We start from the raw sequence: 26693 nt of genomic DNA, 5'->3' as shown, positions 1-26693 counted from the left end.
AACGTGGTATCCTGTTGACGCGAAAGGGCATGAAGCTGTTCCAGCATCTCAGGTTTAAGGACAAAAGCATAACTCGCTGCATTTTTACTTTGCATGGCCGGGCGCTGGAAATCTGCCGGCAACTGAAGAGGTTCTATTCCACTCAATTGCTTTTTCCAGTAACTCAACTGTTGATCGAGCAGCACCGGTGTCAGTTGTTCCCTTTGCCAGATTGCGAAATCTGCATATTGAATAGCCAATTCAGGTAATTCAGGTGCTTTACCAGAAGTAAAAGCCTCATAATAAGTTGCAAGTTCATTCACCAGGATACTTACCGACCATCCATCAGCAGCGATATGGTGCATCGTCAGCACCAATACTGAAACCTCAGTCTTCAGTAAGATCAGATTTGCGCGAAGCATATGATCTGCAGCCAGATTAAACGGCTCCATGATCAGTTCACGAATATCATCATGCAATGAACCCTGCGGCTGATGGATCAGATCGGTGACCTTTAAATGCCATAAATGTGCAGGCATGATATGCTGACGGGCTTTTCCATCTTCTTCAAGCATTACAGTACGTAATACCTCATGACGATTGATCAGCTGACGTATAGCTTGTTCCAGCGCAACAATGTTGAGCTGTCCTTTTAACCTCAATGCAGCAGGAATATGGTAATGAATACTGCCTTCCAGCTGGTCGATAAACCATAATCTTTCCTGATTGAAAGAAAGCGGGATATTTTCAGGTCTTGGTTTTTGCTCAATAGCTGCTCTGGCCGTATGCGGAGCTTGTTCACTAATATAAACCGCTAATTCAGCTATTGTTTTATGTGTAAACAGGGTTTTAACTGTTATCTCGGCTTGTAATGTTTTACGAAGCGCTGAAATAACACGCATCGCAAGCAGCGAATGACCACCAAGCTCAAAAAAGTCATCCTGTATGCCAACCCTGGATACAGACAGTAAATCCTGCCAGATAAAGGCAATTTTTTCTTCCAGTAAATTTCTCGGAGCAACATAATTACCCTTAATTAAAGCATCGTTATCGGGTTGTGGAAGAGCTTTTCTATCCACCTTACCGTTTGGAGTTAAAGGTATTTTGTCTATGAACAGCAATATAGCTGGCACCATATACTCCGGTAGTTTTTCTTTCAGGTAAGCGATAATAGCCTCCTTATCAAAATCTCCCTCAGGAATAATATAACCGACCAATCTGCTGTTTCCATTCAAATCGGGTTTAATCGCTACAACAGCTGCATTGACCAGGCTGCACAATTGCAGCTCTGCTTCAATTTCACCCAATTCAATACGGAACCCTCTCACTTTTACCTGGTCATCCATACGGCCCAGGTATTCGATATTACCATCCGGCAAGAAGCGTGCAAGATCACCTGTACGGTATAAACGAGCATCTTTCTGAGTTGAATAAGGGTCTGCAATGAATTTTTCGGCTGTTAACTCTGCACGGTTCAGATAACCACGGGCAACACCAATTCCACCCACGCAGAGCTCACCGGCTACACCTACCGGACATAATTGTCCATTTTCAGCCCGGATATAAGTCTGTACATTAGCTATCGGTTTGCCGATCACAACGACGTTGTCTTCCCGGATAGGCTGATCAGTCAGCGTAGTTACTACCGTATTTTCTGTAGGGCCATAAGCATTCAGCACCCGTACTCCTTTAGCACTGATATAGCGTACATCTTCTCTGTTCAGCGCCTCACCTCCTGAAATAATCGTAGTAATTGGCCCCAGAACATCTTTAACAAGATGCTGATAAGATGGCGGTAAAAGAACCACCTCTACCCCATGTCGTTGAACAAAAGCACCAAAACTTTCCTCAGAAAGCAGGTCTTCTTTTTGTGGCAGAATCAGTATTCCCCCACTGAGCAGGGTATTAAATACTTCATAGCAGGATGCATCGAAGCCAAAAGAAGCGAATTGCAAACATCTGGTTCCTTCGGTCAGATATAGCGCGTGCTGCTGACTTAAAGCCAGGCTCACCACGCCTCTGTGTTCTATCAGTACACCTTTTGGTTTACCTGTAGAACCGGAAGTATAAATCACGTAAGCCAGGTTATCCGGACTTAGCATAATCTCAGTAACGGAGTCATATTTATTAATCTGCTCCCATTCAATATCCGGCTGAATGACTTTAAGACCATCAGCGGGTAAGGAACCTGCACATTGACTACTGCTGATCATTACGGTAGAAGCAGTATCTTCGAGCATGAAACGGATTCTGTCTTGCGGATAATCAGGATCTATCGGAATATAGGCTGCCCCTGCTTTCAGGATTGCCATAATACTGATTACCATTTCAGGAGATCTTTCCAGACATAAAGGCACCAGTGTTTCTGCGCCAACGCCCTGATCAAGCAAGTAATTTGCCAGACGGCCTGCCTGCTGATCCAGCTCCTGATAAGTCATGGTCACCAGATCTGTAATAAATGCAGGAGCATCTGGCGTACGCGCCACCTGTGCATTGAACTGATCGATAATTGTATTTGCTTCAGGGAAAACAGAGGCCGTAGCATTGAAAGTATGAATTATTTGCTCTTTTTCAGGGGCAGACATTATTTCAATGTCTTTCAACAAGAGGTTATCAGCACTGGTCATACCGAGGATGGCCTGTTCAAAATGCCCTGCAATAGCCTCCATATACCCTTTAGTGAGTAATGAAGTATTATAACTGAAATATACCGTGATTTCTTCTGCAACCATTACGGCTACACCAAGAGGATAATTGGTATGTTCTTCTTTTCTTACCTGATCAACCTGTAAACTAAGCGATGGCGTAGTAATCGGGTTGCTTGGATAATTTTCATAGACCAGTAAACTGTCAAAAAGATCTCCCGGAATACCGGCCCAGCGCTGAATCTCGTTCAATGCGATATGCTGATATTCACGGCTTTCCAACTGCTCTCCCTGGATCGTTTGCAACCATGCAGGGACAGACTGTGATTCATCTACCTTTGCCCGCAAAGGCAAGGTATTGATATACATTCCTACGGCACGTTCTACACCAGGTAAATTGTCAGGTCTTCCCGATACGGTAACACCATAGGTTACTTCAGAACGGCCGGTATAGCGGTATAAAAGATAAGCCCAGACACCTTGTACCAGCGTATTCATGGTAATACGGTGACGCTGTGCATACTTCGACAAACGGGAAGTCATTTCAGTATCCAGCACCAGATGATGGGTACTGTATACGCCTATTCCTTTATTCCGTTCTGTTGTTGCACTAATAAATGGCAACAAGGTACCTTCACTCACATTTGCTAAATAATTCCGCCAGTAATCTTCTCCTTTAACTGCATCGCGGTTTTCGATGTAACGGATATAATCTTCATAACGGTCTGCCGCTGGTAAAGGCAATTGTTTACCTGCCGATATTAATTCATAGGCTTTTAACAATTCTCCCATCAATACAGGCATAGACCATCCATCCACTAAAATGTGGTGATACGTCCAGCAGAGCTGGTATTTAGTCTCACTCAGCTTCATCAGGAAGATACGCATCAGCGGGGCCGTGGTGAAGTCAAATCCTTTTTTCAGGTCTGCTTTTTCATAATCACGGATAGCCTTCTGCTGTTGTTTAGCAGTTTTACCACTATAATCAACCAGCGTAATCGGCATTTCGATTTCCTGGTAAACACACTGGACAGGGATAGCAAAAGCATTGGCATAAAACCCACTTCTAAGCACACTGTGTTGTTTCAGCAAGTAGTTCCAGCTTTGTATGAAAGCATCCGTATCCAGATCAGTTAATTCTCCTGAAAACTGCTCTACATAAGAAGAACTGGTCTGCGCATCAAATATGCCATGGAACAACATTCCTTCTTGTAAACCACTCAACCTGTAAACACTTTCTATTTGTGCTCTGCGCGGCTTGCCTTCAAAGTTTTCGTCCAGGAACTGATCTAATTCCTCAATGCTCACTGCGCCTGCTAATCCAAAATCGGCAGGTGTATAGTTATTTACCTCCTGCTGTTCAATACAATGTTTGATTAGCGATTCCAGGTTTTCAAGATAAGCCGCTGCCATTTCTTCTACACTTTCGCTCTGGAAATGTTTATTGCTGTAACTCCAGTAAAGTACGAGCTGATCATCCTGAATGATTCCGGCAACAGACAGTGGTTGAGAAACAGGCGTTTGATTGCCTATTGCTGAACCAAAGGTTTCCCATTGAGGATGTGCCATTTTACCGGTAACTTGTTTTGTACCAGCTTGTCCGAGGTAATTGAATTGTACATCCCATGGATCATTGGCCTGTAAAGACTGATTGATATATTTCAGTACGCCATAACCCAATCCTTTATCAGGGATTTGTCTTAAGGTTTCTTTGACCTGTTTAATGACCTGGCCATAATCATTTCCAGTTTCCAGCAGCACAGGGTAAATGGTAGTAAACCATCCTACAGTACGACTGGTATCAATATCCTGGGTAATTTCTTCACGGCCATGACCTTCCAGTCCGATCGAAACTTTTGAAGTTTTGTTCCAGTCAGCTAAAGTAAGTGCCAGCGCACTTAACAGCAGGTCATTGATTTCTGTATGGTAAACGGATGAAACTTCATGAAGCAGTTTGCTGGTCGCTGAACTATCCAGTTGAACCATTACTGTATCCATATCAGAAATACTAATCACCATTTCTGACTGATGATCAGTCCTTAAAGGCACATAAGCGCGGGAATGCTGTTCCCAATAATCCTGTTGCCCCTGTAAACCACGGCTATGGCCATAAGCTGCCAAGGCAGCATACCATTGACGGTAAGAACTCGTTTTAGCGCCTAATACAGCAGCGGCTGGCTGCCCTGGATGCTGTAACAGCAATTCAAGGTCATCCGAAAGGATACGCCACGAAACTCCGTCAACTGCAAGGTGATGGATAATAAAGAGTAGCTGATGTGCTGCTGACGGCGATAAAAACAACACCGCACGGAATAAAATACCTTTTTCAAGGTCAAGGCTCTCCTGGTAGCGTGCAGTATGCTCAGCCAATGCCAGGTCAAATTCTCCTGTTTCTTTATTTTGCAGATCAATAACTTCAAGCACCACTTGCTGAGCAGTATAAGTTTGCTCCCACCCTGCTGTTGTTTGCTGATAAGCAAAACGGACCGCATCATGGTAAACCGCGAGCTCAGAGATTGCTGCCGATAAGTCCGCTATAGCAACATCTTTATTTATGGCATAAGTGATATGGTGGTTATAGAATGATTTGACAGGATTGACGCTATTCAGGAATTTTTGCTGGATTGGTAATAATCCACTGTTTCCTGAAAGTGTTCCCTGTTCTGCATTTACTTTATTGTTTTCCTGTACAGCCAGTTGTGCCGATAAACGGGCAACAGTCTGACAGGTAAATATATCTTTAGGTGACAATACATAACCGCTTCTTCTGCTTCTGCTGACTACCTGAATGGTAATAATTGAATCTCCACCCAGTTCAAAGAAGTTATCATGTACCCCTATTTTATCCAGGCGTAAAACTTCCTGCCAAATGGCAATCAGTACATTTTCTGTTTCGTTACGCGGTGCGACATAATCATTCGGTAAAAGGCTATTAACATCAGGCTCAGGTAAAGCACGTTTATCAACTTTCCCGTTAGCGGTAAGCGGAAGTTTTTCCAGTTCCACAAAAAGCAGCGGAATCATATAATCCGGCAGCCTGTTTTTCAGATAAGCGACAATCGCATCTTTGTTATACTCCCCTTTAGCAACGATATAACCTATCAAACGTTTATTTCCTGCATCGTCAGGTCTTGCCAGCACTACCGCCTGATGAACATAATCAGAACATCCGGCCAGTGCACTTTCTATTTCTCCCAGCTCGATACGGTAACCTCTGATTTTAACCTGATCGTCACCACGTCCGATAAACAGGATATTCCCATCAGCTAAATATTTAACGGTATCTCCTGTACGATAGAAACGAATATCACTGGTATCTGAGAATGGATCATTGATAAATTTCTCTGCGGATAGCACTGTGTTATTCAGATATCCTGAAGCCACACCATCTCCACCAATGAGTAATTCTCCTGGTACACCTACAGGACATAATTGTCCACTGGCATTCACTACATATACTTTGGTATTAGAGAATGGTTTACCTACCGGGATATTTTCCTGATAATCGTAACCCTCTTTCACCACATGTAATAATTTACCAATGGTGGTTTCTGTAGGCCCATAATGATTCACCAGCGTACAATTACTGCCGTAAGCCCTGATTTTATGGATCAAATCTGCCGACAGCGCTTCTCCTCCGAAAATGAGCAGTTTTTCTGGCAGCAGTAAGAAATCAGGCATTGAAAGTGCTTTCCAATGTGACGGAACAATTTTGATACAGTCTATCGGATGTTCAGCCAGATAAGCTTGCAGCTGATATGGATCAGTAATCGCAGCTTTAGAAAAGACATGCAGCGCTCCGCCATTCAGGAATGCAGCAAACAATACGGTATTTCCAAGATCAGTTGCGATACTGGACATCAAACCAAATGAAAGACATGAAGCTATCGGAAGTGCGTCTTGTAAACCTGCTAAATAATCTGTTAAGTTACCGTGCGTCAGGATTACTCCTTTTGATTGACCCGTACTTCCGGAAGTATAAATTACATATACCGGACTGGACGCATCAACAGGTTCGTTTAGCGCAGTAACCGGATAGTCTGTTAATATAGCAGTATCCAATGTAATCGCCTCAGCGCTGCTTTCGGTTAATAAATTCAGACCAGTACTGCTGGTCACAATGACTTTTGCAGCGGTGTCGGCCAGCATATGGTTAATCCGGTCTTGCGGAAAATCAGGATCAACCGGCACATAGGCAGCACCAGCTTTTAAAATTCCAATCAGCCCAATAATCATATCCAGAGAACGTTCTATGCATAAAGGCACTAACGATCCTGCTCCTATTCCCTTAATTCGCAGATAATGTGCCAGCTGATTCGTGCGTTCATCCAGTTCCTGATAAGTCAAGGAATCATTTTCATAAACCAGTGCAGGTGCTTCAGGTGTGCGGATAACTTGCGCAGCAAACAGGCTGACAAAAGTTTCTTCTTCAGCATAAGGAACAACTTTACTGTTAAATAAAGCAAGCTCCTGCTGCTCATGAGCAGTTAATAAAAACAGATCTCCCGGTACAACAATGTCAGCAGTTGCCAGTTGTAACAAGACCTGCTCGAAATGACCGGCAATCCTGTTCACCTGCTTTTCATCCAGTAAATTAGTATTGTATTCAAAACGGATATTAATTTCCGCCCCGGCCATAATCACCAGCCATAAAGGATAATTGGTTTGCGAAGTAATCTGAGCATCATCCAATTGCAGTTTCCAGGTACGTGCAGCTAAAACTTCGCTGACAGGATAGTTTTCAAAAACCAATAAGGTATCAAACAATTCTCCTTCTACAGCAACCCAGCGTTTCACCTCGTTCAATGGCGTATATTGGTATTCGCGGTTATCCAGTTGAGCTGTCTGTATAGCTTGCAACCAGTCTGATAACGGCGAATCATTCACCGTAGCGGTTAACAATAATGTATTGATATACATCCCTACAGCGTGTTCTAAACCTGGTAATGCTTCTGGACGGCCCGATACGGTTACACCATAAGTCACCTCGTTGCGGCCTGTATATTGTGACAATAAATACGCCCACACCCCTTGCATCAATGTATTTAAGGTAATGTGATTACGTTGTGCATAAGCTGCTAACAGCGAAGTTGTTTCCACATTCACAGCCAGTTGTTTCAGGCTGTAAACCCCGATTCCTTTAGTACGGTCGGCTTTGGTATTTACAAAAGGAAGTAAACTACCTTCTGTTATCGGTTGTAAATAGCTTTTCCAGTGTGCTTCTGCTTTTCCGTTATCGTCCTGCTGAATATAGTGGATATAATCTTCATAACGGTCTTCAGTTAATACAGGTGCTGGCTGATTTGTCGCCAGCGCCTCATATACTTCCAGTAATTCCTGTAATAAGATCGGCACAGACCATCCATCCAGTAAAATGTGGTGGAACGTCCAAAGCAGATGATTACGGTTATCGTCCAGTTTAGACAAACAAACACGCATCAGCGGAGCTATTGTAAAATCAAAACCACCTGAACGATCTGCAGCAGCATATTCCTGAATCGCGGTTTCTTGTGCCAATGCATCCATAATACGGTAGTCAAAAACCGTTAACGGCATGGCTACTTCCTTATAAACACATTGCACAGGGATATTAAACGCATCAGCATAGAATGCACTGCGCAAAATTGTATGTCTTTGCATCACCCAGTCCCAGCTTTTCATAAAAATCACTTCGTCCACAAAGTTGAGTACTGAGGTAAACTGTTCTACATAATTACCTGCTTCACCGTCATAAAGACCGTGGAACAACATGCCAGACTGCAAACCACTCAATGGATAAATGCGCTCTACCTGGTTTCTGCGTGTTTTCTGAAGATAAGTATCATTCAGGAAGTTATCCAGCTGCTGATAAGTAACCGCATCGCCCAGCCCATAATCTGAAGGCGTAAGAACAGTAGTCCTTTGTGCCGCACAATGATCAATCAGGATTTGTAAATGCGCAAGGTAAGACTCACCTATTTGCTGAATTCCAGCTGCAGTAAAGTGTTTCGCGCTGTAGCCCAAATCAATAACCAATTCACCACTGCGAATTGAACTGTTAATGGCCAGTTTATCGCGGAAAATGAAATCGTTTCCTACTGTAGCTCCAGTGTCTTCTTTAGCAGCTGATAAGTGCCCGTCTCCACCAGTAGCATTATCCCATTGTCCAAGGTAATTAAATACCACATCCCACGGATCTTTGCTTTGCAGGAATGAAGCCTTATTGATATATTTCAATATGCCATAACCAATCCCTTTTACCGGGATACGGCGCAATTGTTCTTTAATGTTTTTGATGACGTCAGCCGGTTCTTTTGCTGTACCAACTTCCAGCAATACTGGATAAAGCGTCGTAAACCAGCCAATAGTATGACTCGTATCACTATCTGCATCCATGTTTTCACGGCCGTGACCTTCTAATCCAATGGACACTTTACCTTGCCCATTCCATTCCGATAAAGTAAGGGCTAATGCACTTAACAGGATATCATTGATTTCGGTATGGTATGCTTTTGGAACTTCCTGTAATAAACGATGCGTTTGTTTAGCATCTAAAATCACGATATAGTTTGCCGTGTCCTCAGCCCTGATTTCAGCTGTATACGCCTGTTCTGTTTTTAGAGGAATGTATTGTTGTGCAGCTGTTTTCCAGTAAGATTCCTGAGCTAACAGGCTCCGGCTTTGACTATAAGCCACCAGTGATTCCTGCCACTGTCTGTAAGAATGACTTTTAGGAGCAGTTAAGCCCTTTTGCGGAGCTTGCAGTAATAAAGTCAGGTCTTCTAAAAAGATTCGCCAGGAAACTCCATCTACTGCAAGGTGATGTACCACAACCAATAAGCGATTATAAGGTTCAGTAGCTGGTGTCTGCATCAAAACAGTGCGGATCAATATCCCTTCTTCAATATTTAAACTGTGTTGTGCAAGGTTACATTCAGTTGTAATGGCATCAGCTAATAAATTAACGGGTATCTGTGTCAGGTCTGTGATCTTCAGCTCGCCTCTGTAATCTCCATAACGCTGTTGCCAGCCAGCTGCTGTTTGCTGATAAATAAATCTCAGGGCATCATGGTAAGCTATCAATTGTTTGATCGCTACTTCAAGTATGGCATGATCAGTTTGTTTATCCAGGTTTAATAAAATCTGCTGATTGAAATGAGAAGTTACCGTACCTCCATCTGCAAAAAACCAGGACTGGATAGGTAACAATCCGCTGTTTCCGCATAGTGTGCCTTCTTCTCCTTTGACCAGCTGCGCTTTAGCGACTTGTAAAAGTGCTGCTAAACGGGCGATAGTCTGGTGAACAAATAAATCTTTCGGCTGAAATTCTAAACCAGCTCTTTTTGCACGGCTAACCGCTTGTATCGTAATAATAGAGTCACCACCCAATTCAAAGAAATTGTCATGGATACCCACCTGCTCTACGCGCAACAGCTCTTGCCAGATTTCTACCAGTGTTTGTTCTGCCGTATTTCGTGGTGCAACATAGTTTAAACTCAGCAAGTTGCTGACCGATACTTCAGGCAACATTTTCTTGTCTACCTTACCATTGCTGGTCATTGGCAGCTTTTCTAAAGCAACCCATAAAGCAGGAACCATATAATCAGGCAACCTGTCTTTCAGATAACTGATCATATTTTCTCTATCAAAAACATGCTCCGGCACTATATAACCTACTAATTGTTTATTGCCGCTATCATCAGTTTTAGCAATTACTATGGCATGTTTTACTGCCGGATTTTGCTGAAGGACATTTTCAATCTCGCCTAATTCTATACGGTAACCACGAATTTTAACCTGATCATCCATACGCCCCAGATATTCGATATTTCCATCTGGTAACCAGCGTGCTAAATCCCCGCTGCGGTACATCCGTGCCCCCCAGTTCTGATCGAATGGGTTAACTGTAAATTTTTCCTGAGTCAGCACTTCGCGGTTCAGATAGCCAGTAGCTACACCAATACCACTGATACACAGTTCTCCGGCTACCCCTACCGGACTTAGTTTGTTTTCTTCATTCAGTATATATAATTGTGTATTGCTGACCGGGATACCAATTGGAGGCGCAGTTTCACCATCCGCAGTTGAAAGTACGTAACTGGTAGTGACGACACTGTTTTCTGTTGGCCCGTAGTTATTCACGATTTGATAACCTAAACCATGCAGATCGACAGCGGCTAATTTATCTCCACCCGCAAGAAGGTATTTTAAAGCTAAAGCGCTATTTCTGCTGGCTGCTATAAATTCAGGGATTAAAACCGTAGCAAGGAAACTATGCGTAATGCCTTCCTGAAGATAATAAGTGGCTAAACCTGATGGCGACAATCTTTGTTCATCAGTTATCATATATAATGCAGCACCCGCACTCAGGGCAGGCCATATTTCCCAGCCGAAAGCATCGAAACCGATCCCCGCTGCTGCGGTCGTTTTACTTTCACTGTTTAGTTCATAACGCTCCAGATGCCAGCTCACTAAGTTAGAAAGGCCTGCATGGGTAATCTGTACCCCTTTTGGCTGACCTGTAGATCCTGAAGTGTAAATTACATAAACCAGATCTGCTAAACCAACAGAGATAACTGGTGCTGTAACCGGATACTCATCCAGATTCAGCTTTTCAGGGTTAATCAATTCCAGATTTTTGACAACTGGCAAACCAGCTAATACTTTCTCATTGGCGATCAGTAAAGTTGCACACGTGTCTGCTAACATATACTGGATCCGTTCTGCCGGATAACCCGGGTCAATCGGAACATAAACCCCTCCTGCTTTTGCAATAGCGAGTATAGAGGTCACAATACTTGCTGATCTTTCCTCACAAACCGGGACTAAAGTACCGGTGGTTACCCCTTTTTCAATTAGGTAATGCGCAAAACGGGAGGATTGCTTGTCCAGTTCACGATAACTCAGGGAATCTGTACCAGCGATGATAGCCGGGCGGTCAGCTTGCAACAATGCTTGTGCTGCAAAACGGGCAATCACGGTCTGAACAGGTAATGGCGAAATGCTTGTGGCATTGAAATCATTCAATAATTGTCCTTGTTCCTGCTTAGTCAGCAGGTTTAGATCACCGAAATTCAGCTTTCCTGAAGAAATTACCTGATTCAACACCTGTTTAAAGTGACCAGCGATAAGCTGGATATAGTTTTCGGCTAACAGGTCATTGTAACTGAAATGGATAGCTATTTCTTTGCCAGCCATCACAATAATACTTAACGGGTAATTGGTATGCTGCGCTCCAACATCCAGGTTATTGATTTGTAAACTCCATTTTTTCACCTCTAAAGCCTGGCTAACCGGATAATTCTCAAAGACCATTAAGGTATCAAACAAGTTTCCAGTGATACCAGAAAGTCGTTGAATTTCACTCAGACTGGTATATTGGTAAGCTCTGCTTTCCAGTTGCTGCGCTTGTATTTTCTGTAATCCTGCGGCAATATCCTGTGATAAATCAATCTGGCCATGAAGCGGTAAAGTACTAATGTACATCCCTATGGCACTTTCTACGCCCGGTAAATCTTCCGGACGGCCAGACACAACTATACCAAAAGAAACGTCTTTTCTTCCTGTATAATTATAAAGCAGGTAAGACCAGATTCCCTGCATCAGGGTATTAATAGTAACCCGGTTTTGCTGCGCGTAACGCGTTAAACGGGTTGTAAATTCAGCATCAAGCTCTAGAATTTCTTCTCTATATCCCAGGTTACTTTGGGTACGGTCTGATAAATTATTGATGAAAGGCAGCAGGGTTGCTTCTTCCAATCCATCCAGGTAATTACGCCAGTAAGAAGTTGCTTCCTCTTTATCCTGACGTTCTATATAACGTATATAATTTTCGTAATGGTCTTCTGCAACAACTGGTATAGCTTTTTGATGGATCAGGTATTCGTAATTAGTGAGCAGTTCTTCCATTAATACTGGCATCGACCAGCCATCTAATAAAATATGATGGTGGGTTAAACAGAATTGATAACGGGCCGCATCCAGCTGAATCAGACAAATACGCATCAGAGGAGCCGAAATAAAATCAAAACCTTGAATCAGGTCTTCCTTTTTATACTCCTGGATGGCCTGTTCCTGTTGTTCAGCACTTAACCCCTGTAAGTCGAGTTCAGTAACAGGGAGCTGCGCTTCTTTGTAAACACATTGTACCGGAACCTGGAAGACGTCATAGTAAAAAGCACTTCTTAAAATACTGTGTTGTTTGAGCAGATGTTGCCAGCTCTGTATAAAAGCATGGATGTCTGCATCTTTCAATTCACCAGTAAACTGCTGGATATACGCTCCGGCATTTTGATCATATAAACTATGGAACAGCATCCCTTCCTGTAAACCACTTAAACGGGACATACTTTCCAGTTGCAATTTCCTTTGTTTGCCATTGTAATCATCATCCAGAAACTGATCCAGTTCATTATAACTAATCATCCCACCCAATCCATAATCAGAAGGTGTAAATGACGCGGTACCTTTTCCAATACAATGTTTGATTATATCTTCGAGATGAGACAGGTAATTTGCCGCCAGCTGATGAATAGTTGCTGTATTGAAATGACGGTTGCTGTAACTCCAGTATAAGACCAGCTCGTTATCAATGATCATACAATTGACAGCCAGTTTTCCTTCAACCGGGAAATCACGGCCTGCTGATGAGCCAAATAATTCCCATTGCGGTACAGTATATGAACCTTCAGTTGCGGTTTGACCCGATTGTCCGAGGTAGTTAAATAAGACTTCCCACGAATCTTTTCCTTGTAAGGATTCCGTTTTATTAATGTATTTCAGTAAGCCGTAGCCAATTCCTTTATCCGGTACTTGTCTTAATTGCTCTTTGATATTTTTAAGCTGCTGTCCTCTGCCTGCTCCGGTTTCTACTTCCAGTAAAACAGGGAACATACTGGTCAGCCAGCCAACAGTACGGCTGGTATCGGCATCTGCTGCTAAATCTTCACGGCCATGCCCTTCCATCCCCACCAATACCTTATTGTTTTTATTATATGATGCAATTGTAAGCGCCAGTGCGTTTAACAGAATATCGTTAATTTCGGTATGATAAGCTTTAGATACATCCTTCAATAAATTTGAGGTTGCAGTACTGCCTAATTTTACGGTATAATTCTGTATATCAGCTATGGTTATCACTTCATTAAAAGTATGATCGGTACGCAGTGGAACAAACCCTTGTTTAGTTTTTTTCCAGTATGCTTCCTGATTCAGCAGGTTTGTACGTTTGCCATAGGCCGCCATCGTATCATACCATTGACGGACAGCGCTTGTTTTATTGCCCAAAACAGCTAAAACAGGCTGATCTTCCTGTTGAAGCAACAGCTCAAGATCATCTGTCAGGACACGCCACGATACCCCATCTACAGCAAGATGATGAACAACCAACAGGAAGTGATTCGCTGGCTCAGCAGCAGGAGCAATCAATAAGGCTGCCTGCACCAGGTTTCCTTGTTCGATAGCCGTTTGTACCTGTAAAAGATCCAGATTAACCTGAATAGCTTCTGACCATTGTTTTGGCTTTTTGGTATAGTCAAAGACTTCAATTTTTGACTGATGATCACTATAAGTTTGTTCCCAACCCCCTGCCGACAAATGATAAGCAAAGCGGAGTGCATCATGGTGATTCACGAGTTTATCCAGTGCCATTTGCAATTGCTCAGCACTGATGCTTTTAGCAACTGTTAAAACAATATGCTGATTATAATGTGAAAGTGCAGCGGTTTCTGTTTCCAGGAACCATTGCTGAATAGGCAATAGCCCACTATTTCCGGTTAAAATCCCTTGTTCAGCAACAACCTTAACTTCCTGTTGTAAATCCATGAATGCCGCAAGACGCGAAATGGTCTGACAGGTAAATAAGTCACGGGGATTGAGTCCGTATCCTGCACGTCTGGCACGGCTGACCACCTGAATGGTAATAATCGAGTCACCTCCCAGTTCAAAGAAATTATCATGAACACCTACTTGTGTTAAGCCTAACAATTCCTGCCAGATGACAGCCAGTGTTTGTTCCAGTTGATTTGCCGGAGCAACATACTCCTGTATGGTCAAATCATTTGCATCCGGATCTGGCAATGCTTTTTTATCAATTTTACCATTGCTGGTAAGAGGTAGTTGAGCTAAAACTACCCACCACCCCGGAACCATATATTCTGGTAAACGGGTTTTCAGGAAGGTAATCAGTTCTTCTTTATCAAATAAGTCAGCATCAGCCGGAACCACATAACCTACCAGGCGTTTATTGCCCTGATCATCAGTTCTCGCTAAAACTACTCCTTGAGAAACCTGTGTACTTTGTTCTAATACATTTTCTATTTCGCCAAGTTCAATCCGGTAACCACGGACTTTGACCTGTTCATCATTACGCCCCACAAAAGTCAGATTTCCATCTGGCAATAACTTACAGATATCACCTGTTTTATACATGCGTTCTCCGCTTACAAATGGATCTGCAAGGAAACTCTGTGCGGTTTGCTCCGGACGGTTTAAATACCCTCTTGCCACTTGTACACCTGCGATATACAGTTCTCCCGCCACTCCGGCTGCAACAGGACGCAATTGTGCATCCAGCAGGTAAGTGCGGATATTCCCTAAACCGCGGCCAATTGGAACACTATCCTGCCCGGTTGCTGCTGAAGCTAATGGATATTGATATTCAAGCGCCGTAACTGTAGTTTCAGTAGGCCCGTATTCGTTATAAAATGCAGCAAATGGTTTCCATTTTTCAGCGAGAGAAACGCGGCAGTATTCACCACCGGAGATTACACGTCTAAGCCCTTCGTAATTGCCTGCATTGATAGTTTCAAGGAAACCTGGGGTAGCATGAAGGTGCGTAATCTGCTCTTTTAGCAATAGGTTTTCCAATGCAGACGGATCTAAACGGGTAGCCTCATCCAGTATAACCAGTGATGCACCATTGAATAGCGCCAGGAAAATCTGCTCTACTGCCGCATCAAAATTATAGTTCGAGAACTGAAGAATTTTGTCCGTCTGATCTACACCAAATTTAGCGCCCTGGTAATTGATCAGGTTAACGACGCTGCGGTGTTCTACCAGTACACCTTTAGGTTGCCCTGTAGAACCCGAAGTATAAATTACGTAAGCCAGGTCTGATGGATTATTTTCAAGAACAAGCGCTGTTGAAAACCCTCCTGAATGTAATTTATTATCCAGTAAGACGACCGGCAAATCGGTTTCGGGTAAAAATTCAGCACTAACACGACTGCTTAAGATGAGGGGTGCTGTAATATCCGAAAGAATAAAAGCGGTACGTTCAGCAGGATAATCCGGATGAATAGGTACGTAAGCTGCCCCTGCTTTCAAAATACCCAGCAGACCAACAATCATTTCAGGAGACCGCTCTATGAATATTGGCAGGAGCGTATTTCTTTTAACACCAAAACCTAAAAGTATATGAGCCAGTTCATTGGAAAGCGCATCAAGTTCAGCATAAGTAAGTTCCTGATCTTCAAAGCGCACAGCAGTTGCCAGGGGAGATTTTAACACCTGTGCTGCAAAAAGACTAGTCAGGGTCTGATCCGCAGGATAAGTGAATTGATTCGCATTTAAACCTGTAATTAACCACTTTTTTTCTTCAGCGGTCAGGATATTTATATTTTCAAGTTTTGGTGATTTCTGGGTAATGATATGGAACAGGGCAGTTTCAAAATGCCCGGTCATTCTTTTCACATCAGCACCGCTCAATAATTCTGTATTATATTCAAAACGAATATTGATCTGCTCTGCCGCCATCACCGTAATACTGAGCGGATAATTAGTTTGCTCTTTTACATCTGCTCCAGATAATTGTAGTTTCCAGGTTTGAGCTAATAAAACTTCATCTACCGGATAATTTTCAAAGACCAGGATACTATCAAACAATTCGCCCGAAACTGAACTCTGACGCTGAATTTCATTCAATGCAGCATACTGGAATTCACGGCTGCGCAGTTGACCGGCCTGTAATTGTTGTAGCCATACCGATACCTCCTGAGCGGGTTCGATCTGAGTGAATAAAGGCAGCGTATTAATATACATACCTACTGCACGCTCTACTCCTGCCAGATCTTCGGGACGACCAGACACAGTTACCCCATAAACCACATCGGCACGGCCAGTATAGTGGTGTAACAGATAAGCCCAAACGCCCTGTACGAGTGTGTTCAGCGTAATCCGGTTACGCTGCGTGTAAGCGGTAAGACTTGCTGTAATTGCTTTATTGAGTTGTATAGTCTCTATTTCAAATTGTCCTTTTGCTGGTTCCGCCACAACCGTTCTGATAAATGGCAGTTTACTACTTTCAGTCAGCGGTTTCAGATAGTTAAACCAATATTCTTTTTCTTCCTGTTTAGGACGGCGGTTGATATAACGGATGTAGTTTTCGTAACGATCTGTTGTTGCAATAGAAACCGGCTGACCATTGATCAGCGACTCATAAGTTTGTAAAAGCTCTTCTATCAGCACCGGCAATGACCAGCCATCTAAAAGGATGTGATGGAAACTCCATAACAATCTGTACTGATTATCTGCCAGGCGGAACAGGCAGATCCGCATCAATGGCGCTGCTGCAAAATCAAAACCACGGATCCGATCTTTAGCTGTGTATTTCTGAATGGCTTTCTGTTGCGCTTTTTTACTGAGTTCACGGTAATCCTGAATCTCAATTGGCAGTTTAACATCTTTCAATACACATTGCACAGGGACATTGAAAATATCGTAATAAATAGCACTGCGCAAGATAGTATGCTGTTTCAACAGATATTCCCAGCTCTGAGCAAATAATTGTTCGTCCAAGGCCGTCATATCAGCAGTCAGCTGTTCTACATAAGAACCAGTCTGGGTATCTGCTAATCCGTGAAAAAGCATACCTGCCTGCAACCCGCTGAGCGGATAAATGCTTTCTATTTGTTTTCTGCGGTTTCCATCTCCGTTATCCAAAAATGCATCCAGTTCAGCATAACCGATCACATTTCCAAGACCGTAGTCTGAAGGGGTGAAAGCCGTTTCTGTACGGGACACGCAATGGTCGATCAGTGTTTCCAGGTTAGCGATAAATACCGCTGATAAATGTGCAATACTTGCAGAAGAGAAATGATGAGGACTGTACCTCCAGTCAATTTCCAGTTCATCATTTTTAATGATACTATTGATATAAAGTTTATCAGGCAGCTGTAAAGTATGGCCAACCGGGCTTCCTGCCTCCTCTTCTGCTGTTCCCAGAATTCCATTGCCATCCAGCATATTATTCATCTGACCTAAGTAGTTGAATACGATATCGCCATTAGGGTGCTGTAACGCCGGTTCTTTATTGATATATTTAAGAATACCATAACCAAGGCCTTTTCCCGGGATCTGGCGCAATTGCTCTTTCACACTTTTCACCACATCACCGGCCTGCAGATTTTTTGAGATTTCAAGGGATACCGGATACAAACTTGTAAACCAGCCAATAGTACGGCTGGTATCTATGCCATTTGAAATATCTTCACGCCCGTGGCCTTCCATTTTGAGCGTAACGGTTTGATTGCTGTTCCATTCAGTCAGCGTCATCGCTAAGGCAGCCAGCAAGATATCGTTGATTTCTGTATGATAAGCTTTGGGTACTTCTTGTAAAAGACGACGCGTCTGTTTGCTGTTTAATTTTAAGACCTGGCTGGTCGTATCACCATAAGTAACTATACCCGGATAATCAAAATCCGTTTTTAACCTGCCAGCTTGTTGTACTGTTTTTTCCCAGTAAGGTAGTTGCGTTTTTAAATCATCGTTTTTTGAATACGCTGTCAGTGCATCATACCACTGACGAACAGCGCTGCTTTTCTTACCTAATAACCTGGTTACTGATTTGCTGTTTGCGATTGACTTATCCGTATTTTCAATTGATTGCGCTGTACTATTTTCAACGGGTTGCGCCATACTATTTTCAAGCAGCAATTGCAGATCTTCCACCAAAATACGCCATGAAACGCCATCTACTGCAAGGTGATGCACGATAATCAGCAAACGGTTTTGTGCTTCTTCTTCTGGTGTAAGCATCAGCACTGCACGCAGTAATATCCCTTTTTCAATATCCAGACTACGCTGGTATTTTTCGCCAGTCAGCAAAATGGCTTCTTGTAATTGAGCAGGCGCAACATCGTTTAAATCTGCTATAGCAAGCTGACCTTCATAGGTGCCATATTCCTGTACTAATCCGCTTTCATCCGAATTATAAGTAAAACGAAGGGCATCATGGTATTGAACCAATGTACGGATCGCTTCTTCTATGGTCTGCGGCGTGATATCCTTAGTTATCGTCAGTAAAACATGCTGATTGAAATGTGATTCTTTCTGATCAGCAATTTCAAAAAACCATTGCTGAACAGGAAGTAAACCACTATGACCTTTTAAAATCCCCTGTTCTGCCAATGAGCCAGCCTCAATTTCACTTTTGGCCAGCACAGCAGCTAATACTGCAATGGTCTGACAGCTAAACAGATCTCGCGGATGCAGGTTATAGCCCATTCGTTTAGCACGGCTCACTACCTGTATCGTAATAATAGAGTCCCCGCCCAGTTCAAAGAAATTATCATGAATACCTACTCTTGGAATCCGCAGTAAATCCTGCCAGATAGTAACCAGATCCCGCTCCATCGTATTGCGCGGAGCCTCGTAGTTTGCTGTAAACAGTGTACCGGTATCTGCATCTGGTAAGGCTTTTTTATCCACTTTACCGTTATTGGTTAGTGGTAATTTATCCAGCTCTACCCAAAGCGCAGGGATCATATATTCTGGCAAACGGCTTTTCAGAAAGACAGCAATGTTGTCTCTGTCAAATTCACCTTCGGGTACGATATAACCAACCAGACGTTTAGTTCCATTTTCTTCTTTAACCAGAACCACTGCCTGATTAACCAGTTCACTTTGTTGTAAGACATTTTCTATTTCCCCAAGCTCGATACGATAACCACGGATTTTTACCTGATCATCTATACGTCCCTGGTATTCAATATTGCCATCCGGAAGCCAGCGGCCAACATCTCCGGTTTTATATATTTTCTCTCCTTTATTAAAAGGATGATTCATGAATCTTTCTGCAGTAAGATCAGGACGGTTCAGGTATCCGAGAGATAAACCAGCACCTCCCAGGTATATCTCACCGGGTACACCTGCTGGCAATAATCTCAATTGTGCATCTAATATATAGGCAGAACGGCTATCCAGTGGTTTTCCAATTGGAATAATGCCCCTGTCATCAATCGTAAATGTGAGGGAGAAAGTCGTATTTTCTGTAGGGCCATAACCATTGATCACGGTTAATTCAGGATAGGTATTCCTGATTTTAAATACGTGTTCATCTGATAATTTCTCCCCACCGGCCAATACAACCGAAAGCCCTTCAAATACACTGATGTCGGTATCGATCAGCTGGTTGAACCAACTGGAAGTAAACCACATTTTCGTCACTTTGTGCAGCTGTATTTGTTCCTTTAGCAAACCGCTGTCCAATAAACTATCATCAGGACAAAGAATCAGTTTCCCTCCATTCAGCAGCATTCCCCAGTATTCAAAAGTAGTCGCATCAAAAGAAGGTGAACCTGTTGACAGCAAAACATCACGTTCACTTAATTCAACATAGCTGATATCTTTCACTAAACTAACTACGTTGCGGTTTGTAACCAGTACCCCTTTCGGCTGACCAGTAGAACCTGAGGTGTAAATTACATAAGCAGGGCTGTCTGGGGTAGTTATACTGAACTGAACCTCACTATCTATTTCGGGTAATTCTAATTTATCCAGACAAATAAATTCCACATCAGGTGCTAAATTAGTAAACAGGGAAAGCCATTCACTGTCTGTGATGGCTATTTTTCCTGCTGTATCTTCCAGCATAAATGAAATCCTTTCTTGCGGATAATCAGGGTCTATAGGAACATAAGCCGCCCCTGCTTTCAAAATAGCCAGGATACCAACCATCATGTCCATACTGCGTTTAGTAGCAACAGGAACCAGTGCCCCAGGTTGTAAACCTTTGCCGATCAGCGCATGTGCAAATTTTTCAGAACGTCTATCCAATTCACGGTAGGTCAATGAGGCGGATCCGAAAACGATTGCCGTGTTTTCTGGCGTAAGGACAACCTGCGCATGAAAAGCATTCATAATAGTTAATGGGGACTGCAGATATGGATCTGAACTATCATTAAAGGTATCCAATAACAGGCTTCGTTCCCGGTCTGATAGTATTTCAACAGCTGATAATAAGCCCTGCCCTATCTTAATGAATTGTTGTAATACTTGCTCAAAGTGTGCCGAAATAGATACTGCATATTCAGGTAACAATAAGCTGGAATTATAGCCAAAATCAATCTGAATGGTATCTGTAGCCAGGATGACTATATTTAAAGGATAATTGGTATGCTCATGCAAACCGATATTTTCCAAACGCAATTCCCAGGGCTTTTCATTCAGTACTTTACTAACCGGATAGTTTTCAAAAACCAGTAAACTATCAAAAATATCCCCTGAAATATCTGATAAACGCTGTATTTCATTCAGGGTTGTATATTGATGTTCTCTGCTTTCCAGCTGATTGATTTGCAAGGCCTGCAGCCAGCCGGTTAAAGATTGATCTTCATCCACTGCGATGTGTAAAGGAAGCGTATTGATATACATACCTACTCCTCTTTCTACACCCGGTAAATCTTCTGGTCTGCCGGATACGATTACACCATAAATGACTTCGGTTTTACCGGTATAACGGTGCAGTAAATAGGCCCATACACCTTGCATTAAAGTATTCAGGGTAATATGATTCCGTTGCGCAAATTGCATCAGAGAGGCCGTAAAAGTACTATCCAGGTGTAATTTCACTTTCTCATAAACACCTTTTCCTTTGTTGCGGTCTGCTGTAGTGCTGATAAAATTCAGTAAAGTACCTTCACTTACACCTTGCATGTATTTACGCCAGTAATTACTGGCTGTGTCTTTATCCTTGCGGTAAATGTACCGGATGTATTCATCGTAACGCGCATGAGGTAAAACAGGTAAAGCTGTTGCTTTTACCTGCGCTTCATAAGCACGTAATAATTCTTCCAGAATGATTGGAAGCGACCAGCCATCCAAAAGAATATGATGATAACTCCAGATCATATGATAGTAATTATCACGTAACTGGATCAAACCCAAACGCATTAGCGGTAAGACTGTAAAATCAAAACCTTTTAAACGATCTGATGCCTCAAATTCACGGATTGCATTTTCCTGTTTGGTACTGCTTAAATGACGGTAATCTAGTAACGTAACCGGCATTTCTGCTGCTTTGTAAACACATTGAACAGGCACATTGAACACATCGTGGTAAAATCCGCTGCGCAAAATACTGTGCTGGCTGATCAGCTGCTGCCAGCTCTTTACAAATTTGTCTACCTCAAGATTTTCCAGCGTGCAATAAAACTGCTGGATATAAGTACCTGCCTCACCATCATAAAGACCATGAAACAACATACCTTCCTGTAATCCACTTAACCTGGCCAAACCTTCAATCTGGTCTTTTCTGGGTGAACCATTGCTCGTTTCTGCCAGGAATTCATCCAGTTCGGTTACACTGATTACCCCTGTAAGTTCATAATCCGCCGGAGTAGCTGATGGCGCTTTCTGAGCCACACAGTGGTTAATAATTTCTTCCAATGCAGAGACAAAAGCCTTTGCAAGCTCTTTTACAGCCTTTTCATTAAAATCAAGCGTACTATAATCCCATTGAATTTCCAATACCCCTTGTCTGATCAACGCATTCACAGCAATTTTCTCTCTTAAAGGATAAGCAGCAGCAACAGAAAGTCCGAATGTTCCCCATAATGGATGAATTACCGCAGCATCGTTCTCATTATGCTCAAGTTTACCTAAATAGTTAAATACAATATCCCAGGGGTCGCGGGTTTGTAATGCCTCTGACTTATTGAGATATTTCAATACCCCATAACCGATTCCTTTTTCCGGAACCTGCCTTAACTGCTCTTTTATATTTTTCAGGATAAAGCCTGTATCTGCACCTTTTTTAACATCCAGTAAAACCGGGTATAAACTAGTAAACCAGCCTACAGTATGACTGGTATCTATTTGTGCCGAAATGTCTTCCCGTCCATGACCTTCTAAACCGATGGAAACTTTCTGGTTATCGTTCCAAGCTGAAAGCGCAATGGCAAGCGCACTGAGTAATATATCGTTGATCTCCGTGTAATAGGCCTGAGAAACTTCCTGCAATAATTGTTTAGTTTGTTTTTTATTCAGGCTTACTTTGAGGCTACCTGCATCAGCTGTGCTTGCTATCAATTGATTATCGATAGAGGTACGCAGCGGTACATATTGCTGTACTGCATTTTCCCAGTAAGGCAGCTGGTTTAACAGCCGTTGTTCCTGACCATATCCTGTTAATGCATCGTACCATTGGTAATACGCAGTGGTTTTATCTCCTGCAATTTCTTGAAGCGATTTTATTTCCTGCTGTTCTAAAAGTAAAGTCAGGTCATCAAGCAGGATACGCCACGATACCCCATCTATGGCAAGGTGATGGATAACTAACAATAAACGGTGATGTGATTCATTTTCAGGCGTCTGTAAGAACACAGCGCGCATCAGGACCCCTTCTTCCAGATTTAAACCCTGCTGGTAATCAGCAGTAATCCATGCCAAATCTTCTGCTGACCCTGAAAAGTCTGCTGTTTCAAGCGAAATTTCATAATGGCCATAAACCTGTACTGTCTCCTGCTGTTCCCTGTTGTAAGAGAAACGCAGAGCATCATGATATTTGACCAGTTCACTAATTGCGGCTGCTAATTTTTCCTGGCTGATTTGTTTCGCAACCTTTAATAAAAGATGTTGATTGTAGTGCGAAAAGTCTTTCGTCTGTGCTTCAAAGAAATGCTGTTGTACCGGTAATAAACCACTGCTTACAGTCAGAAAACCTTGTGCAGCCTGCGCAGTTGAAACGACTTGTAAAGCTAATAAAGCAGATAGTGAGGAAATGGTATAATTCATAAACAAGTCCCGGGGCTGCAGGCTGATTCCAGCTCTTCTTGCACGGCTTGACACTTGTATCGTTGTAATTGAATCCCCGCCCAGTTCAAAAAAGTTATCATAGATACCAACGCGCTGCACACCCAGCAAATCCTGCCAGATATTCGCTAACTCCTGCTCGGTTTCGTTTCTTGGCGCTACGTAAGCTGTAGTCATCAAGGCAGCTGCATCCGGATCAGGTAATGCTTTTTTATCTACTTTACCATTATCAGTCAATGGCAGACTTTCCATCTCTATAAAGAATGTCGGAATCATGTATTCCGGCAGTTTTTCCTTCAGACGTAAGCTTATACGTTCTTTATCAAAATCACTGTTAACGACAACATAACCAACCAAACGTTTATTCCCGTTATCGTCTGTTTTCACTAAAACCACGGCCTGAATAACCTCATCGCATTGTTGCAGCGCGGCTTCTATTTCACCCAGTTCAATACGGAAACCCCTGATTTTAACCTGATCGTCAATACGGCCAAGATATTCTATATTTCCATCAGGCAGCCATCGGCCAAGATCACCTGTACGGTACATAAGGTACGCTGAACCGGGATCAAAAGGATGTTGAATAAACTTTTCTGCGGTCAGCTCAGGACGGTTCAAATAACCTCTTGATACACAAATACCAGCAACACCAATCTCTCCCGGTACTCCAATCGGGCATAACTGCATAGCATTGTCAACGACATATAATTGCGTATTCTGAATGGGTGATCCCAATGGCACATTTGTACTCACCGGGGTATCATGCATGATATAGTGACAAATATCGTCTGAGGCTTCCGTTGGACCATAGGCATTAACGACCGGAATTCTGCCATAGAAAGCATGTTCAAACCATTGTGCCAATACCGGCTGACTGACCGCTTCACCTGTCACCAGCAGATATTTTAACGCAGTTAATGACGCAACGAATTGTTCCTGTAATACTGCAGCAAGGTAAGAAGGCACTACTTCCCAGATCGTAACTTTATCTTTGTCAATGGCACGGATCAGTTCAACTGGCTGCATAATAAGTGCAGTAGTATAGATGATGGTTGTTCCACCACGTAACATGGCAGAGAATAATTGCCATACAGAGATATCAAAAGTATAAGAAGCTGTAAAAGCTACAATAGAGTTACTATTGAGTTCCAGATCATTGGCTTTTGAATACAGGTGATTCAGCATTCCTCCATGCTCAACCATTACCCCTTTAGGTTTACCAGTAGATCCCGAGGTATAAATGACATAAGACAGGTCACTTGCGTGTATCTTATTTTCCGGGTTAAGCAGTGATTGCTTTGCTATAGCTTCCTTGTCAGCATCAAGCTGAATCAGTTCAACCGCATTAAATCTTTCTGCAAGTGCCGCGGTTGTGACCACTATTTTTGCTTCTGTATCTTCGAGCATATAGCTAATCCTGTCTTCAGGATAACCAGGATCAATCGGTACATAAGCAGCGCCAGCCTTCATGATCCCCAAAATAGCGACCACCATATCCATCGAACGGTCAAAACAAATCGGGACTAAGGTATCTCGTTTTACGCCCTTTTCCTGAAGATAATGAGCCAGCTGGTTAGCTTTTATATTTAATTCTTCATAACTATATCGCTGATTTTCGAATTGAAGCGCAATTACTCCTGGTGCTGCAATCGCATGTTCTGTAAAAATCTCCACCAGGTTTTTGGTATCCGGATAAGCAACAGTCACGTCATTGAAATGCTCCAGCAATTGTAATTCCGATGGTGGGATGATTTCTATTGCACTTGATTTATTATCCAGCTGTGTACTGAATTGTTTCAGGATAAACAAAAGCCTTTGTGCAATAAGCTCCATTTCGGCAGCAGAAAAAAACTGGAGCTGATAATCAATACTTAACTGTAAAGGTTGCTGTTTTCCATAGTCTTTCCACCAGATCTCAATTGGATAACGGCCATAACCACTCGGAAGTTCATAAAATCCGGCTTGAATGCCTTCTCCAAAATCGAGTGCAAAATCAATAATCGCGTAATTGATGACTACTTCCAGGAGATATTCTTCTGCCGCATTAATCTTAAAATAACGACTTAAATCTCCTATCTGATAATTACTATACCGGTAATCTTCACGTTGGGAAGTCGTAATATGTTTGATCAGTTCATCGACAGAAAGGTCTGGCTGATAAACTCCTTTAAAAGGAAGAATACCAGTAAACATTCCAACAATATCCCGAACTTTTTTATTTTTTCTTTTATGTAAGGGAGTACCAAAAATGAAATCCTGCTTATCAGATGTCTTGCCAAAATAGATCATCAGCGCAGCAATGGTTAGCTGTTGAATACTTGATTTTGTTTTTTTCTGCAAGTTTTCAAGCAGGGTAACATCTTCTAATGAGAGATTAACAACCACTGTTTCACTTCTCCTTTGCTCCTGACTGCTGTCTAAAAATCTTCTTTGTAATAATTGTTGTGGTTTCTTCTCAATCTTATCTTTCCAGTATTTTCCTTCTGCTGCATATTCAGCAGAATGATAATAGTTATCAGCTTTTACAGCTTCATCCTGATAAGAGAGGTAAGTGAAGTCTGCTTCTTCGTTATTAATTAATGCACTATATTTTTTAGCTACATAACGTGTTTGTGAGGACAAACCGAATCCATCGGATATCAAATGATGATATCTAAAGAAATACAAATGTTCTTCGTCTTTTAGTTTAACCAGGTAATGTTCAAAAAGGACATTACCTTTTTTAATTTCAAATGGTTTACTAAACTGCTCCTTCATCCAAACCTGCAGCAATTCTTCTCCATCCGCATACCTACTGTAATCAAGTTCTTTGATTTCCAGCTGCTGGTATGAATCGTCAAAATAGATTTGAGGTGTATGTTCATCAATATCAAACCTCATCCGGTAAGCATCAAATACTTCGGGTACCGAGTTAACTGCAGCAATGAATGTGGATTTGACCAGTGGTCCTATAATCCTGGTGTACCCACCGATATTATAATAAGGATTACTTACGTTTATCAATTGATCCAGATAAACATCTTTTTGTGCTGGGTGAAGCGGAGATTTATTAATTGGCAT

The 26693-nt window shown here is 42.4% G+C and carries 1 protein-coding gene (cut by a window edge); it reads right to left on the bottom strand.

The window, feature by feature from the left end:
• Positions 1-26693, bottom strand: the 5' portion of a protein-coding gene (locus AB3G38_RS00880) for a non-ribosomal peptide synthase/polyketide synthase (protein ID WP_367866608.1). 6982 nt of this gene lie to the left of the window's left edge; only the first 26693 of its 33675 coding nucleotides appear in the window; the start codon lies at positions 26691-26693; its stop codon lies off the left edge, out of view.

This window comes from Pedobacter sp. WC2423 (assembly GCF_040822065.1).
Taxonomy (GTDB): domain Bacteria; phylum Bacteroidota; class Bacteroidia; order Sphingobacteriales; family Sphingobacteriaceae; genus Pedobacter.
Note: the sequence above shows the minus strand (reverse complement) of the source record. Positions and strands in the feature narration are given on the sequence as shown.